Source organism: Roseateles sp. DAIF2 (assembly GCF_015624425.1).
Taxonomy (GTDB): Bacteria; Pseudomonadota; Gammaproteobacteria; order Burkholderiales; family Burkholderiaceae_C; genus Kinneretia.
This window is the reverse complement of record NZ_CP049919.1, coordinates 5,218,411-5,230,788: the sequence shown is the minus strand read 5'-3', so window position 1 is coordinate 5,230,788 and position 12,378 is coordinate 5,218,411. Positions and strand designations below refer to the sequence as shown.

13 protein-coding genes and 1 riboswitch are annotated in these 12,378 nt (G+C 72.6%); of the genes, 4 read left to right on the top strand and 9 right to left on the bottom strand.

Going from position 1 to position 12,378, the window contains the following annotated elements; genetic code table 11:
* Nucleotides 1-18 precede the first annotated feature (18 nt).
* Nucleotides 19-1,326 carry a sigma-70 family RNA polymerase sigma factor gene (locus G8A07_RS24090; RefSeq protein ID WP_195794454.1) on the bottom strand — a complete coding sequence of 436 codons (1,308 nt, stop codon included), beginning with the start codon at nucleotides 1,324-1,326 and terminating at the stop codon, nucleotides 19-21.
* Nucleotides 1,327-1,531: 205 nt separating this feature from the next.
* A complete protein-coding gene (locus tag G8A07_RS24085) occupies nucleotides 1,532-2,389 on the bottom strand; it encodes a LysR family transcriptional regulator (RefSeq protein ID WP_195794453.1) in 858 nt (285 codons plus the stop codon).
* 112 nt (nucleotides 2,390-2,501) lie between these two features.
* Between G8A07_RS24085 and G8A07_RS24080 the strand changes: the two genes are divergently transcribed.
* Nucleotides 2,502-2,882 carry a tautomerase family protein gene (locus G8A07_RS24080; RefSeq protein WP_195794452.1) on the top strand — a complete coding sequence of 127 codons (381 nt, stop codon included), beginning with the start codon at nucleotides 2,502-2,504 and terminating at the stop codon, nucleotides 2,880-2,882.
* A 15-nt stretch (nucleotides 2,883-2,897) separates the two neighbouring features.
* On the opposite strand, the gene soxR is transcribed toward G8A07_RS24080, so the two are convergent.
* Nucleotides 2,898-3,341: a redox-sensitive transcriptional activator SoxR gene (soxR, locus tag G8A07_RS24075; RefSeq protein ID WP_195794451.1), complete on the bottom strand. Its 444-nt coding sequence runs from the start codon at nucleotides 3,339-3,341 to the stop codon at nucleotides 2,898-2,900.
* A 201-nt stretch (nucleotides 3,342-3,542) separates the two neighbouring features.
* Here soxR and G8A07_RS24070 point away from each other — a divergent pair, with 201 nt between their 5' ends.
* Together G8A07_RS24070 and G8A07_RS24065 are read left to right on the top strand one after the other, a co-directional pair.
* Nucleotides 3,543-3,947, top strand: coding sequence for an antibiotic biosynthesis monooxygenase (locus G8A07_RS24070; RefSeq protein WP_195794450.1), 405 nt, complete (start codon nucleotides 3,543-3,545; stop codon nucleotides 3,945-3,947).
* Nucleotides 3,948-4,013: 66 nt separating this feature from the next.
* Nucleotides 4,014-4,403 (top strand): RT0821/Lpp0805 family surface protein, encoded by a 390-nt coding sequence (locus G8A07_RS24065; protein WP_195794449.1) that lies wholly within the window; start codon nucleotides 4,014-4,016, stop codon nucleotides 4,401-4,403.
* Nucleotides 4,404-4,410: 7 nt separating this feature from the next.
* Here the strand turns inward: G8A07_RS24065 and G8A07_RS24060 are convergent, their stop codons facing one another.
* From G8A07_RS24060 to thiC, 5 genes are all read right to left on the bottom strand, one after another.
* On the bottom strand, nucleotides 4,411-6,057 hold the full coding sequence (locus tag G8A07_RS24060) for a bifunctional hydroxymethylpyrimidine kinase/phosphomethylpyrimidine kinase (RefSeq protein WP_195794448.1): 1,647 nt from the start codon (nucleotides 6,055-6,057) through the stop codon (nucleotides 4,411-4,413).
* Nucleotides 6,058-6,059: 2 nt separating this feature from the next.
* Nucleotides 6,060-6,869, bottom strand: a complete 810-nt coding sequence (locus G8A07_RS24055; RefSeq protein ID WP_195794447.1) for a thiazole synthase — start codon at nucleotides 6,867-6,869, stop codon at nucleotides 6,060-6,062.
* A gap of 142 nt (nucleotides 6,870-7,011) precedes the next feature.
* The gene (gene thiS, locus G8A07_RS24050; protein WP_195794446.1) at nucleotides 7,012-7,218 is read right to left on the bottom strand and encodes a sulfur carrier protein ThiS; all 207 of its coding nucleotides are present in this window, start codon (nucleotides 7,216-7,218) and stop codon (nucleotides 7,012-7,014) included.
* On the bottom strand, nucleotides 7,215-8,261 hold the full coding sequence (locus tag G8A07_RS24045; protein WP_195794445.1) for an FAD-dependent oxidoreductase: 1,047 nt from the start codon (nucleotides 8,259-8,261) through the stop codon (nucleotides 7,215-7,217). The genes thiS and G8A07_RS24045 overlap by 4 nt, the downstream gene beginning before the upstream one ends.
* Nucleotides 8,262-8,266: 5 nt before the next feature.
* Nucleotides 8,267-10,117, bottom strand: coding sequence for a phosphomethylpyrimidine synthase ThiC (gene thiC / locus G8A07_RS24040; protein ID WP_195794444.1), 1,851 nt, complete (start codon nucleotides 10,115-10,117; stop codon nucleotides 8,267-8,269).
* 192 nt (nucleotides 10,118-10,309) lie between these two features.
* Nucleotides 10,310-10,417, bottom strand: a riboswitch (TPP riboswitch).
* A gap of 168 nt (nucleotides 10,418-10,585) precedes the next feature.
* Here thiC and G8A07_RS24035 point away from each other — a divergent pair.
* Nucleotides 10,586-11,332, top strand: coding sequence for an energy transducer TonB (locus G8A07_RS24035; RefSeq protein WP_195794443.1), 747 nt, complete (start codon nucleotides 10,586-10,588; stop codon nucleotides 11,330-11,332).
* A 12-nt stretch (nucleotides 11,333-11,344) separates the two neighbouring features.
* Here the strand turns inward: G8A07_RS24035 and G8A07_RS24030 are convergent, their stop codons facing one another.
* A complete protein-coding gene (locus G8A07_RS24030; protein ID WP_195794442.1) occupies nucleotides 11,345-12,262 on the bottom strand; it encodes a LysR family transcriptional regulator in 918 nt (305 codons plus the stop codon).
* Nucleotides 12,263-12,378: the final 116 nt, after the last annotated feature.

The window sequence follows — 12,378 nt, the reverse complement described above, 5'->3', positions numbered from 1 at the left end:
TCCCCTTGCGCGGCTTGCTTACTCGTCGCGCAGCTGCAGACGCCAGGCGCCGCCCGGCTGGACCTGCAGCGCCAGTCCATGGCTGTCCGGCAGCAGGCGCAGCCATTCCTGCAGATGGGCCAGATGCACCCGCGCGCTGACGCGCTGGCGCCCGGCCGCGGGCGACCAGGACAGCGGCCGCGGCAGATAGCGCGACAGGCGGCGCAGCACCTCGTCCAGCGGCCGCTCCTGGAATTCCAGCCAGCCCTCGCGCCAGGGCGCGACGCCCTGGGTTCGCTGTGTAGGCCCGGCGCCGGCCGGGTCCTGCCCGGCCAGCAGCGCGAGCTGTTCGCCGCCGACCAGCTCGCGCTGCCCGCCGGCCGCGCCGCCGCTGACCCGCACCCGGCCATGCTCGACGGCCACCAGCAGGCGCGGCCCGTCCAGCTCCAGCGCGAAGGCGGTGCCCAGCACGCGCACGCTGTGCTCGCCGGCCCAGACGACGAAGGGCCGCTCCGCGTCCGGCCGCACCGAGAAATAGGCCGCGCCGCGCAGCAGCCGGGCCTGGCGCAGGCCGGCATGCCAGCGCCATTGCAGCTCGCTGTCGGCATCCAGGCGCAGCTCGCTGCCGTCCGGCAGGCGCTGGTCCAGCAGCTGGGCCGGGCGGGTCGCGAGGCGGCGCTCCGCCAGCACCGGGCCGGCCGCGGCGGCCAGCTCGGCATCCGAGCGTTCGGCGCGCCAATGGCGCCAGCCCAGGCCGCCGGCCAGCAGCAGCGCGCCGCCGCCCAGCAGGCCCGACAGCGCCTGGCGCCGGCGCCGCGGCGCGCGCGGCTCGCCGCGCCAGCGCAGCAGGGCCTGGTGCACCGCGTCCATCGCCTGGCCCATGTCGCGCTCGATGGTCTTGACCGATACGCCATGGCGCGCGGCCAGCTCCTCATGGCCCAGGCCCTCGAGCCGGTGCGCCAGGAAGGTCTCGCGCACCCGCGGTGGCAGGCCGCCCAGGCCGCCCTCGACCGCCTGCACCGCCTGGCGCAGCGCCAGCGAGCGCTCCAGGTCGACATCGTCCGGGGCCAGGTCTTGCGGCGGCGCGGCCTCGGCGTCGACGAAGCGCTCGCCGCCGCGCGCCTGGCGCCGCAGATGGTCCAGCGCCAGGTTCTGCGCCACCGTGTAGAGGTATGCCCGCTGCTGTTCCGGCACGCCGCCTTCGCCATGGCCGGGCGCGGCCTCGGCCACGCGCAGCCAGGTCTCATGCGCCAGCTCGCGCGCGGTCTCGGCACAGCCGGTGCGGCGCGTCAGGAATCGCAGCAGGCTCTGGTAGGACTGCTCGAAGCCCAGCAGCAGCGCGCTCATCGGCGCGGGCGCCGGACGATGGTCCGGACAGCGGCTGGATGCGGGATTCGCGGTGGCATGGCGGGCAGGGCGAACGAGCGAACAAAAAGCGGGATGGTGGCCGCGGGGCCGGGTGTTGTCTCGCAATTGAGAATTGTTCGCATTTTATATTGAATCGGCGAGAAGCCCGATGCCGGCGGGCGATTCCCGATTCCGCCGGCGGCCGCTAGCCGCGCACCGCGCTCCGAAACGCCGCCGCCAGCGCGCCCAGCGCATCGCGCGGCCGGCCTTCCCTGGCCCTGGTGTGCAGCAGCACCGGCAGGCGCGGCAGGGCGGGCAGGCCCAGCCGGGCGCCCATGTCGACGGCGCCGAGTGGCAGCATGCGCGGCGCCAGCGCCGCCACGCCGAGTCCCGCCATCACGGCCGCGGTCACCGCGGCGACGCCGCCGCCGACGAACACCTCGGTCCAGGGCAGGCCGGCGGTGTCGAGCAGCTGGCCGGCCAGCGCGCGGACGCCGCAGGGCTCGGCCAGGGTGACCAGCGGCAGCGGCTCGCCGGCGCGCGGCTGCCAGAGCGGCGCCGCGAACCAGCCCATCTGTTCCTCGGCGAGCAGCTCGCCGTCGCCGCGCCCGGCATGCATGCGCGCCAGGACCGCGTCGAGCTCACGCCGGTCGTAGCGCTGCAGCAGCTCGCCCGAGGAGCCGATCCGCACCTCGATCAGCAGCTGCGGGTCCTGTGCGTTCATGCGCGCGATCAGCGCGGGGAGCTCCGGTCCGGCGACATGGTCGCTGATGCCGAGGGTCAGGCGTTGCCGGGTCGCGGCGAAGCCGGCCAGCGCCCGATCATGCGCCGCCAGCAGCTCGCGGGCGCGCGGCAGGAAGGTGGCGCCCTGCGGCGACAGCTCCACATGGCGCGGCGTGCGCTCGACGAGGCGGCAGCCGACCCGGCCCTCCAGCCGCTTCAGCTTCAGGCTGATCGCGGCCTGCGTCGTCTGCAGGGCCTCGGCCGCCCGCGTGAAGCTGCCGAGCTCGGCGATGCGGACAAAGGCCCGCACCGCGTCCAGGTCCAGTGGCTGGTCAATCATTTTCAGTTGTTATTACTGATATCTGGTGGCATGCGTTGATGAAATGATAGGCCGGATTTATCGTGGCGGCGACATCAGTTCAGTTCGACCCACAACCAGCCAGGAGTCCCCGATGCCATTCGTTCAAATCTCGCTGCGCAGCGGCAAGCCGGAGTCCTACAAGCAGGCGCTCTTCGATGGCGTGTACCGCGCGCTGCGCGAGACCTTCAACGTGCCGGAGGACGACCAGTTCATGACAATCACCGAGCATGAGGCCGCGAGCTTCCGCTATGGCGCGTCCTACCTCGGCATCGTCCGCAGCGACGACCTCGTCTTCATCCAGATCACCGCCAACAACACGCGCACCCTGGAGCAGAAGAAAGCCCTGTTTGCCCGCATCGCGGCGCTGCTCGGCGAGCAGCCCGGCATCCGGCCGGAGGACGTGTTCGTCAACCTGGTCGAGGTCGCGAAGGAGAACTGGTCGTTCGGGAACGGGCTGGCGCAGTACGCCTGAAGACCGGGCGGACCGCTAGCCCTTGCACACCAGCAGCCGCTGCGGCCCCGGCCCGGCGTCGCCCAGCTTGTCCTGCGGGTTGCGCAGCCGGCAGCGGTCCAGCGACAGGCAGCCGCAGCCGATGCAGTCGTCCAGCTGGTCGCGCAGCTTCTTCAGCTGCGCCATGCGCTCGTCCAGCTCGCTGCGCCAGGCGGCCGACAGGCGCGACCAGTCGGCACGGCTCGGCGCACCGTCGCTGGGCAGGGCGGCCAGGGCCTGCGCGATATCCGCCAGCGGGATGCCGACCCGCTGCGCCACCTTGATGAAGGCCACGCGGCGCAGCACCGCGCGCGCATAGCGGCGCTGGTTGCCCTCGCTGCGGGTGCTGGCGATCAGGCCCTTGGTTTCGTAAAAATGCAGGGTCGAGACCGCCACGCCGCTGCGCCGTGCCACCTCGCCCACCGTCAGCCGCATCGACATGCCGCATGAGGATGTATGCGGCTCGGTCTCTTCGTTCTGCTCCTTGGCTCCTGTTTGCCGAGCCTTGGCCCGGCCGGGTGTAGCTGCTGCCGCCATTGCCCTTCCTCCACGATGGATAACTCTTGACCTCAACTTTACTTGAGGTTGGAAACTGCGGGGCATTCGCAATCCCTGTCCGAGACCCGGACTTCCAAGAACATCATGCAGGACCCGCAGCAACAGATCGAACGACTCCTGGCGGCGGTGGCGCCGCGCCGGCCCGCGGTGGCGGCAAGCAGCTCGGGGCCGGTGTTCCGTGCCGACAAGTACCTCGTGCCGGTGGCGATGCTGGAGGACTTCATGGCCCAGATCCAGCGCATCGACCGCACGATCGCCGCGCTGCCGGGCTGCCTGCGCCATCTGGTGCTGCTGCAGCTGGACGGCCGGGGGCGCGACGACCATTCGGTCGAGGTGATGACCCTGGTCGAATGGGCCGACGCGGCCGCGCTGCAGGCGGCCAAGCGCCATCTGCAGCAGCGCCATGCCGGCGAGGGCTTCAGCCTCGCGGCCTTCCTGCAGGCGTTGGGCGTGCGAGCCGAGGCGGGCTGCTACGGGCAGCTGGCCTGAGCGCCGGTCGCCTTCGTTCGTATCATGGGCTCTGGCCGGGCATTCGCGCCGGCAAGGAGTGCAGGCATGATGACGCGCAAGCCCCGGATCCTGTTGATGGCGCTGCTGGCCGCGAGCCTGCTGAGCCTGGGCGCCCAGGCTCAGGCCGCCGGCTGGGTGGCGGCGCTGAAGAACACCCCGGCCGAGGATTTCGACGACGAGGACCTGCGACTGCTGCTCGCCGCCGCGGCCCAGTCGCTGAACGCCGAGGGCGAGCCGGCCCCGGTGCGCTGGGACAACCCGGCCACCGGCGCCGGCGGCCGCTTCCTGGTGCAGGGCAGCTCGACCGCGAAGAACGGCCAGCCCTGCCGAAGCATCCGCTTCTGGCTGCATTCCAAGCGCTACGCCGAGAAGACGGCGCTGTGGAACGCCTGCAAGGACGAGCAGGGCCGCTGGCGCCTGGGCCGGCCACGCTGAGCCGATCTCAGGCCTCGTTCCAGGCGGTCGCGCAGGCCCGCCAGCTCTCGGGGCCGGCATCGGCCGCGCGCACCAGGCAGGCGTTCGCCGCCCCGGCCCGCGCCACCGCGCCGATCTGGTTCGGCCTCAGCAGGCCGCCGATGCCCACCACCGGCCGGCCGGCCATGTGCGCCCACCAGGCCAGCTGGGCCAGACCCTGCGGTAGCCAGGGCATGGCCTTGGTGCTGGTCGGCCAGAGCGGCCCGCAGGCGATATAGGCCGGCGCCAGCGAGCGCGCCCGCGCCAGCTCCCACAGGCTGTGGCTGGAGAGGCCCAGCCGCAGGCGGCCGGCCGCGCTGCGGCCCAGCAGCTCGGCGCGCGCCGATCCGTCCAGCGCGGCCCAGTCCTCCTGGCCCAGGTGCAGCGCCTCGGCGCCGGCCTCCAGCGCCAGCGCCCAATGGTCGTTGATCCACAGCTGCGCCCGGCCCTGTGAGCCGGCCCGCGCCTGCGCGATCGCGGCGCGCAGGGCCGTTGCATCTGAGCCCTTGATGCGCAGCTGCAGATGGGCGAACAGGCCCGAGGCCGCCAGCGCCGCGACCTGTTCGGGCTTCTCGGTGATCGCGTAGAGGCCCGCGGCATGCGGGGCCGCGCCGGCCTCGCCTCGCAGCATGCCAAGCCAGCGCGCCAGCGTGGCCGCGTCCAGCGGCTCGTCGCCGAAACTCAGCAGCGGCATCGCGGCCGGCTCGGCCACGAAGGTCGGCGTCGCGCGCACCGGGCCGGCGCCCTGGCCCGCGGCATGGCCGTCGCGCACCGCGCACCAGGCGGCCATCTTGGCCAGCACCAGCGCGTCGGGCAGCGCGAAGCCGCGCGCCAGCGCGCCGGCCGCGGCGCTGGCGAAGCTGCAACCGCTGCCATGGTGATGGGCCGAGGGCAGGCGCGGCAGGGCCAGCCAGCCGCTGGCGGCACCCAGCGCCGGTGCCGCCGGATCGAGCGGCGCATCGATCCAGTCCAGGGCCAGGTCTTGCGTGCCCGGCCCCTCGCGATCGTCGCCGCCGGTGATGCAGACCGCCTGCGCGCCCAGCGCCTTCAGCCCGGCGGCCAGCGCAGGCGCGCTCTCGCCGGCTCGGAGCAGCAGGCGTTCGGCCTCGCGCCGGTTCGGCGTCAGCAGGGTGCAGCGCGGCAGCAGCAGGCGGCGGTAGGCCTCGATCAGCTCGGTCGTGGCGAAGGCCGCGCCACCGGCGCTGGCGCCCAGCACGGGGTCGACCACCAGGTCGATGCGGCCATGGCGCGCGCGCAGCCGGTCCAGGGCCTCGGCCAGCAGCTCGACGGCCGCGACGCTGGCCAGCAGCCCGGTCTTGATCACGCGCGGCGGCAGATCCTCGGCCAGGGCCTGCAGCTGGGCGCGCAGCTGTTCGGGCGGCAGCGGGTAGACGGCGGCCACGCCGCGCGAGTTCTGCGCGGTGATCGCCGCCGGCACCGGGCACAGATGCACGCCCAGCGCCGCGGCGGCGCGGATGTCGGCGGCGAGGCCGGCGCCGCCGCCGCTGTCGGTGCCGGCGATGCTCCAGACCACCGGCGGGGTCGGGTCTTGCGTCCAGGGCGGCAGCGTGCTCGTCTCGGGCTCGGGCGCCTCGGCCCAGGGGCTGGGCAGGCTGGGGTGGGGCAGCAGCGGCATCGTCAGTTCCCCAGCAGGAAGGCGTGGCCGGAAACCGGGGTCGAGGCGACCGCGAAATCCTGCGGCGCCATCAGGCCGGCGCGATAGGCCTGGCGGCCGGCACGCACCGCGTCGCGGAAGGCTCCGGCCATCGCGACCGGCTCGCGCGCCTGCGCCACCGCGCTGTTCAGCAGCACCGCGTCGAAGCCCAGCTCCAGCGCCTGCGCCGCCTGCGAGGGCGCGCCGAGGCCGGCATCGATCACCAGCACGGTGTCGGGCAGGCGCTCGCGCAGGCGCCGCAGCGCGGCCAGGTGCACCAACCCCTGGCCGGAGCCGATCGGCGCCCCCCAGGGCATCAGCAGCGCGCAGCCGGCGTCCTCCAGCAGGCGCCGACCGAGGATCAGGTCCTCGGTGCAGTAGGGAAACACGGTGAAGCCGTCCTTGACCAGGGTGGTCGCGGCGCTAAGCAGCTCGAAGGGATCGGGCTGCAGGGTGTGCTCGTCGCCGATCACCTCCAGCTTGATCCAGCGGGTGCCGTAGAGTTCGCGCGCCATCTGCGCCAGCGCGACGGCCTCACGCGCGCTGCGGCAACCCGCGGTGTTGGGCAGCAGCCGCGCGCCCTGGGCCTGCGCGGTGGCCAGGGCCTGGGCGATGGCGCCGTTGTCGCCGGCCTGCAGGGTGCGCTTCAGGCCGACGGTCAGCACCTGCGTGCCGGCCGCGCGGATCGCCTCGTCCAGCAGCTGCGGGCTGGGGTAGCCGGCGCTGCCGAGGAAGAAGCGGCTGTTCAGCGCGACGCCGTCAATCACAAGCGCGTCATCGTTGTTGCTGTGCATTTCGAGAGCTCCAGCCTGTGTCGTGTGCTTGGCGACGCAGGAAAAGGGTGCATGGCCGAGCGGGCTCCGCCGATCCGGCTTGGCCGGGCGGTCGGGGCCGCCCCCTTGAGGGGGCGCGCGCAGCGCGTAGGGGGTGGGGCATTCAGCCTCCGACGATGGGTTTGAACAAGAGGATCTGGTCGCCGTGGCCCAGCACGGTGTCGGGTCTTGCCTCGCGCGGCACGAACAGGCCGTTCAGCGCGGTGGCGACGCTTTCCGGCGTGCGCCGCTGCGCCTCCAGCAGCGCGGCCAGGGTGGTGCCGGCGGGCACCTGCAGCGTCTTTTCGTCGAAATGGATGGTGATGTTCATCGGGGATGTTCCAGGCTGGCCAGGCCGCTGGCGGCGAGCAGGCGCTGCACCAGGGCCGGGGCCAGCAGCCAGCCATGGCGGTACAGGCCGTTGAGCCGCATCAGGCCGGGTTCCAGGTGGGTGAAGGGCAGGTTGTCGGGCAGGGCGGGGCGCAGGTTGCGGTCGAGCCGGGTGATGCGGGCCTCGCCCAGCGCGGGCAGCAGGCTGTGGGCCGCGGCCATCAGCTCGACGGCGCTCTGCAGGCTGACCGGGCTGCGGTCCTCGCTTTCGATCTCGCTGGCGCCGATCACCAGCTCATGCGCGCTGCGCGGCACCAGATAGACGCGATGACGCGGATGCAGCAGGCGCAGCGGCCGGCGCAGGCCGTGGTCGGGCAGCTGCAGCGCGATGACCTCGCCGCGCACGCCGCGCAGCGGCAGCGGCGGGCGGGCGCCCAGGCCGCGCGCGTCCACGCACCAGTCGGCCTCCAGCGCGGCCTGGCCGGCGCCGAAATGCAGCCGGCCCGGCAGCACCTGCTCGACCCGCCGGCCCCAATGCCAGCGCACCGCGGCCGCGCCGCGCTGCAGCGCGGCCATCGCCTCGACCGGATGGATCAGGCCCTCGCCGGGCAGCAGCCAGGCCAGCAGCCCGGAGGGTGCCAGCGCGGGCTCCAGCTCGCGCAGCTCGGCCGGGGTCAGGGCTTGCGCGCCGGGCATGCGGGCCAGCGCGCGCGCCGCGGCGCCGCGGTCCGCGCCATGGGCCAGCAGCAGGCTGCCGTCGACGCGCAGGCGCGGCGCCGGCGCCGGCAGCGCGGCGACGATGGCGGGCCAGAGCGCCAGCGAGTCCCAGCCCAGGCGCGCGACCTCGGCGCCGCCGCCGCATTCCTGCTCGGCCAGCGGGCTCAGCATGCCGGCGGCGGTGAAGGCGGCCGCGCCCTGGCCGTCGAAGCGGGGCTCCGGCCCCGGCGCCGGGTCGAAGACCTGCACCGCATGGCCGGCGCGCGCCAGTGCCCAGGCGAGCAGACGCCCGGCCAGGCCGGCGCCGGCGATCGCGATCTTCGCCATGGCGCTTACGCCCCGGTCTTGATCGGGATGTAGAGCTCGCCGCCCTGCGCCTTGAACTCGGCGCTCTTGGCCGCCATGCCCTCGCTGTACTCCCGCACCTCCTGCGTGATCTTCATCGAGCAGAACTTCGGGCCGCACATCGAACAGAAATGCGCGACCTTGGCGCTGTCCTTGGGTAATGTCTCGTCGTGGAACTCGCGCGCGGTGTCGGGGTCCAGGCCGAGGTTGAACTGGTCGGTCCAGCGGAAGTCGAAGCGGGCCTTGGAGAGCGCGTCGTCGCGCGCGCGCGCGCCCGGGTGGCCCTTGGCGATGTCGGCCGCATGGGCGGCGATCTTGTAGGCCATCAGGCCGGCCTTGACGTCGTCGCGGTCCGGCAGGCCCAGATGCTCCTTGGGCGTGACATAGCAGAGCATCGCGCAGCCGAACCAGCCGATCATCGCGGCGCCGATGCCGCTGGTGATGTGGTCGTAGCCGGGCGCGATGTCGGTGGTCAGCGGGCCCAGGGTGTAGAACGGCGCCTCGTCGCAGTGCTTCAGCTGCTCGGTCATGTTGGCCTGGATCAGGTGCATCGGCACATGGCCGGGGCCCTCGATCATGGTCTGCACATCATGCTTCCAGGCGATCTTGGTCAGCTCGCCCAGGGTGCGCAGCTCGGCGAACTGGGCCTCGTCGTTGGCATCGGCCAGCGAGCCGGGGCGCAAGCCGTCGCCCAGCGAGAAGCTGACGTCGTAGGCCTTCATGATCTCGCAGATCTCTTCGAAATGCGTGTAGAGGAAGTTCTCCTGGTGGTGCGCGATGCACCACTTGGCCAGGATCGAGCCGCCGCGCGAGACGATGCCGGTGCGGCGCTTGACCGTCATCGGCACGAAGGGCAGGCGCAGGCCGGCGTGGATGGTGAAGTAGTCGACGCCCTGTTCGGCCTGCTCGATCAGGGTGTCGCGGAACAGCGCCCAGGTGAGGTCCTCGGCGACGCCGCCGACCTTCTCCAGCGCCTGGTAGATCGGCACGGTGCCGATCGGCACCGCGCTGTTGCGCACGATCCAGTCGCGCGTGGTGTGGATGTTGCGGCCGGTCGAGAGGTCCATCACCGTGTCCGCGCCCCAGCGCGTCGCCCAGACCATCTTCTCGACCTCTTCCTCGATCGAGGAGGTCACCGCCGAGTTGCCGATATTGGCGTTGACCTTGACCAGGAAGTTGCGGCCGATCGCCATCGGCTCCAGCTCGGTGTGGTTGATGTTGGCCGGGATGATGGCGCGGCCGCGCGCCACCTCGTCGCGCACGAACTCGGGCGTGATGATCTCGGGGATGCTGGCGCCGAAAGCGTTGCCGCGCAGGCGCGCCTCGCGCTCGGCATCGGCCTGGTACTCGCGCATCCACTCGAAGCGCTGGTTCTCGCGGATCGCGACATATTCCATCTCGGGCGTCACGATGCCGCGGCGCGCGTAGTGCAGCTGGGTCACGTTGGCGCCGGACTTGGCGCGGCGCGGCTGGCGCTGCAGGCCGGCGCTCAGTTCGCGCAAGCGCAGCTGCTGCTCCTGGTCGCGCAGGCCGTCGTCGATCAGCTGGATCGCGCGGCCCTCGTAGGCCTCGGTGTCATGTCTTGCCTCGACCCAGGCGGCGCGCGGCGTCGGCAGGCCGCGCTTGACGTCGATCGCGGCCTGCGGGTCGGTGTAGGGGCCGGAGGCGTCGTAGACGGTGATGGTCTCGCCATTGGTCAGCGCGATCGCGCGCATCGGCACGCGCAGCTCGGGATGCAGGGTGCCGGCCACATGGGTCTTGCTGGAAGCGGGCAGCGGCTCGCGGCTCAGGGCAATGCTCTGTGCCAGCGTGGTGGGTTCGTTGGTGCGTGCGTTCATGCGTCGATCCTTCGGAAGTGGGGACTCCGAAGGCCGGCCCTGAGGCGGATGTGCGGGCGCTGGAACGAACGATTGCCCCGGGGACGCGGGGCGACGGGGCCGAGGACGGGCGAACACAGGAGGGGAGGAGAAGGGGCGATGGCGCCGCAACAGTCTTCCTCGGCCCTGGATCGGTCCAGGGCCCGCGCCCAGCGGATGGGAGCAGGCTCTTCTTACGCCGGTACAAACCGGATCAAGTTCAGCGGGACCATGGCTTCCACCACATCTCAGCCCGACGCCAGCGCTCCCCCGAAAGGAAACAAGACGCAACAGGGCACCCCGGAGCAGGCACGCAGTATAGGGCTCAAGAACTATGCAGATGTGAAATCTCTGACGCCGGCTGCGCGCAAACCCGCTTGTCGCCGGGGCGACACCCGCCCACACTGCGCCGCTGTTGCAGCTGTCGTCACAACCTGGGAGGGATGGGGGATGGGTTCCGAGCGTCATCACAAGAAGCTGGCCGGCTGGATCGGCGCCAGCCTGGTTCTGGCCCTGGCCGCGGCGATGCCGGCTGGCGCCCAGGAGCTGGGCGACCTGGCCGGCAAGGCCAAGCTCAGCGATTCCGAACGCGCCAAGCGCGACGCGGACAAGGTCTACCAATGGATCCGCTTCCACGCGGACAAGGCGGAGAAGGCCGACAAGGCGGCCAAGGCGCAGCAATCGACCCAGGCTGCGCCCGTGCCGGCGGCCAAGCCGGCTGCTGCGCCGCCACCGGTGGCGAGCGCCCGCGCGGCAACGCCGCCGGCTGCTGCGGCCGCCCCGGTCGCGAAGCCGGCCGAGCCCGCTGTGGCCGCCGCGCCTGCCCCGGCCGCCTCGGCCGATCAGCTGGTGGCGATGGCCACGACCAGCGCCCAGCCGGTGCTGCCGCCGCCCACGGCCCAGGCGGCCCGTGCGGTGACCCCACCACCCCCGCCGCCGGAGCCGGTCGAGGAGGCGCTGACCCTGGTGGAGCGGGTCGAACCGGAGTTCCCGCGCCGGGTGCTGCAGGACCGCGGCGGCTCGGTGACGGTGCGCTTCACCGTGCAGCCGGACGGCTCGGTGCGCGACGCCGAGGCCGTCAAGAGCAGCCATCCGCGCCTGGTGCGCGGCGTGCTCGACGCGGTGAACCGCTGGCGCTTCGCGCCGATCACGCAGGCGCGCAGCGCGGTGGTCGAGGTGGGCTTCCGCGCCGAGTAAAAGGCGATCGGCCTACTGGCCCGGGCAGCCGGACAGGCGCTCGGCCAGCGCCTCGATGAAGAGCCGGCTGCGCAGCGGCATCAGGCGCCGCTCCGGGAACACCGCCCAGCAGGGCACCGGCGCCAGGCTCCAGTGGGGCAGCACGCGCACCAGCTCGCCGCGCGCCAGCGGCTCGCGCGCGAAATGGTCGGCCACCGCGGTGATGCCGACCCCGGCACAGGCCAGCTGCAGCAGCACATCGGGGCCGTTGATCAGGCTGCGCTTCTCCGGCGCGCCGCGCCATTCCTCGCGCGCCGCGCCCTCGCCGCGGACCAGTTGCCAGGGCACGGCATCGCCGTTGCGCGACAGGATCATCAGCCCATGCATGCTGCTCAGGCCCTCGGGCAGCTGGGGCTCGCCCTCGCGCGCCAGATAGGCGGGGGCGGCATAGAGGCCGCCGGTGAACAGCGCCAGGCGGCGCGCGGCCAGCTGGCTGTCCTCGGGTAGCTCGCCCATGCGCACCGCCAGGTCGAAGCCCTCGGCGATCAGGTCGACGCGGCGCGGCGAGAGGTCGATCTCCAGCTGCACCTCCGGATAGTCGAGCGCGAACTGGCTCAGCATCGAGGCCAGCGCCGCGTTCGCCAGGTCATGCGGCATCGAGACGCGTAGCCGGCCGGTCGGGCGCTGCTGGCGGTGCAGGGCCAGGGCCAGCGCGCCGTCCACCTCGGCCGCCACCGCGCGCGCATGGTCCAGCACGCCCTCGCCGAACTCGGTCAGCGCGAGGCGCCGGGTGCTGCGCTGCAGCAGCTTCTCGCCCAGGCGCTGCTCCAGCGCCGAGAGGCGGCGCGACAGCGTGGACTTGGGCAGCTGCATGCGCTCGGCCGCGCGGCTGAAGCTGCCGGCCTCCATCACCCGGGAGAACAGCAGCAGATCGTCGGCATCCAGGCTCATGATGGGTTTGATTGTTCCATTTTTGGAACGATCTTATCCAGATTGACGCCTTCCGTTGTGTCAGTGCGGCAAATACAGTGAGCTCATCGTCATCGAACGACCCAACCTCTCTACCG

Excerpts from the sequence above, each read along its gene's own strand:
- G8A07_RS24090 (WP_195794454.1), bottom strand. The coding sequence starts at position 1,326 with ATGAGCGCGCTGCTGCTGGGCTTCGAGCAGTCCTACCAGAGCCTGCTG.
- G8A07_RS24085 (WP_195794453.1), bottom strand. The coding sequence starts at position 2,389 with ATGATTGACCAGCCACTGGACCTGGACGCGGTGCGGGCCTTTGTCCGC.
- G8A07_RS24080 (WP_195794452.1), top strand. The coding sequence starts at position 2,502 with ATGCCATTCGTTCAAATCTCGCTGCGCAGCGGCAAGCCGGAGTCCTAC.
- soxR (WP_195794451.1), bottom strand. The coding sequence starts at position 3,341 with ATGTCGATGCGGCTGACGGTGGGCGAGGTGGCACGGCGCAGCGGCGTG.
- G8A07_RS24070 (WP_195794450.1), top strand. The coding sequence starts at position 3,543 with ATGCAGGACCCGCAGCAACAGATCGAACGACTCCTGGCGGCGGTGGCG.
- G8A07_RS24065 (WP_195794449.1), top strand. The coding sequence starts at position 4,014 with ATGATGACGCGCAAGCCCCGGATCCTGTTGATGGCGCTGCTGGCCGCG.
- G8A07_RS24060 (WP_195794448.1), bottom strand. The coding sequence starts at position 6,057 with ATGCCGCTGCTGCCCCACCCCAGCCTGCCCAGCCCCTGGGCCGAGGCG.
- G8A07_RS24055 (WP_195794447.1), bottom strand. The coding sequence starts at position 6,869 with ATGCACAGCAACAACGATGACGCGCTTGTGATTGACGGCGTCGCGCTG.
- thiS (WP_195794446.1), bottom strand. The coding sequence starts at position 7,218 with ATGAACATCACCATCCATTTCGACGAAAAGACGCTGCAGGTGCCCGCC.
- G8A07_RS24045 (WP_195794445.1), bottom strand. The coding sequence starts at position 8,261 with ATGGCGAAGATCGCGATCGCCGGCGCCGGCCTGGCCGGGCGTCTGCTC.
- thiC (WP_195794444.1), bottom strand. The coding sequence starts at position 10,117 with ATGAACGCACGCACCAACGAACCCACCACGCTGGCACAGAGCATTGCC.
- G8A07_RS24035 (WP_195794443.1), top strand. The coding sequence starts at position 10,586 with ATGGGTTCCGAGCGTCATCACAAGAAGCTGGCCGGCTGGATCGGCGCC.
- G8A07_RS24030 (WP_195794442.1), bottom strand. The coding sequence starts at position 12,262 with ATGAGCCTGGATGCCGACGATCTGCTGCTGTTCTCCCGGGTGATGGAG.